The organism is Rhizobacter sp. P3_C12 (genome assembly GCF_056402735.1).
Genome location: NZ_JBFUGW010000574.1, coordinates 1 through 1,403 on the forward strand (window position 1 = coordinate 1; position 1,403 = coordinate 1,403).

Genomic DNA, 1,403 nt, shown 5'->3' on the forward strand with positions numbered 1-1,403 from the left:
AGGCAGAGTGTGCGGGGCGAGAAACGCAAACGCGCCTGTTCCGGCGTCGAATTGATCTGCACACGAATCCTTCCGAGGGTCTTGACGTGCCCCAACGACACGGCATCGAGCTTCACGGTGCAAAAAGTGTACCGAGCAGCGTCACCCTTGCGTCAATCGGTAACAGCCCGGGAAGACCGTGCCGTGCGAAGCTGCACAAGTCGGCGGTTCGGGTCTTCCCCCAGGGCGGTTCGATAGACTCGCGGGGTGATCCCGCCGAGCTTCATCCAGGAACTGCTGTCCCGCATCGACGTCGTCGAAGTCGTCGGCCGCCATGTGCAGCTGAAGAAGGCCGGCATCAACCACAAGGGCCTGTGCCCATTCCACGGCGAGAAGACGCCGAGCTTCACCGTCAGCCCGACGCGCCAGACCTACCACTGCTTCGGCTGCGGCGTGCACGGCAATGCGCTGGGCTTCCTGATGGAATATTCGGGGATGGGTTTCCTCGATGCGGTGCGCGACCTGGCCCAGCAGGCCGGGCTCACCGTGCCGGAGGACGACCGCTCGCCGCAGGAGCGTGAGCGCGCCGCCGAGCTGAAGGAGCGCCAGGCCACGCTCAGCGACGTGCTCGCCAAGGCCAGCGAGCATTACCGCAAGCAGCTCAAGGGCAGCCCGCGGGCGATCGACTACCTGAAGGGCCGCGGCCTGAGCGGCGAGATCGCCGCCGCTTTCGGTCTGGGCTTCGCACCCGACGGCTGGCGGGCGCTGGCGAGCGTGTTCCCGCGCTACGACGACCCGCTGCTCGAGGAGAGCGGCCTCGTCATCTCGCAGGGCGAGAACGACGAGGAGCGCAAGCGCTACGACCGCTTCCGCGACCGCATCATGTTCCCGATCCGCTCGGTGCAGGGCGACGTGATCGGCTTCGGCGGGCGCGTGCTCGACAAGGGCGAGCCGAAGTACCTGAACTCGCCGGAGACGCCGGTGTTCGTGAAGGGCCGCGAGCTGTACGGCCTGCACGAGGCGCGCGCCGGGCTGCGCAAGCGCGGCTATGCGCTGGTGGTCGAGGGCTACATGGACGTCGTCGCGCTCGCGCAGCACGGCTTCGACAACGCCGTGGCGACGCTGGGCACGGCCTGCACGGCCGAGCACGTGCAGAAGCTGTTCCGCTTCACCGAATCGGTGGTGTTCAGCTTCGACGGCGATGCCGCCGGGCGCCGCGCCGCCGGTCGGGCGCTCGAAGCCTCGCTGCCGCATGCGAGCGACACCCGCACCGTGCGCTTCCTGTTCCTGCCGACCGAGCACGACCCGGATTCGTACGTGCGCGAGCTGGGCGCCGAAGCCTTCGAGACCTGCGTCGCGCAGGCGGTGCCGCTGTCGCGCCAGTTGCTCGAAGCCGCCCGCGACGGCGGCGACCTGTCGACGGC

Annotated in this window: 1 protein-coding gene; it reads left to right on the forward strand. The window is 68.6% G+C overall.

Features of this window, described 5'->3' with window-relative positions; translation table 11 throughout:
• Positions 1-246: 246 nt before the first annotated feature.
• On the forward strand, positions 247-1,403 hold a 1,157-nt coding region (dnaG, locus tag AC1DXV_RS34610; protein ID WP_477938044.1), incomplete at its 3' end, for a DNA primase.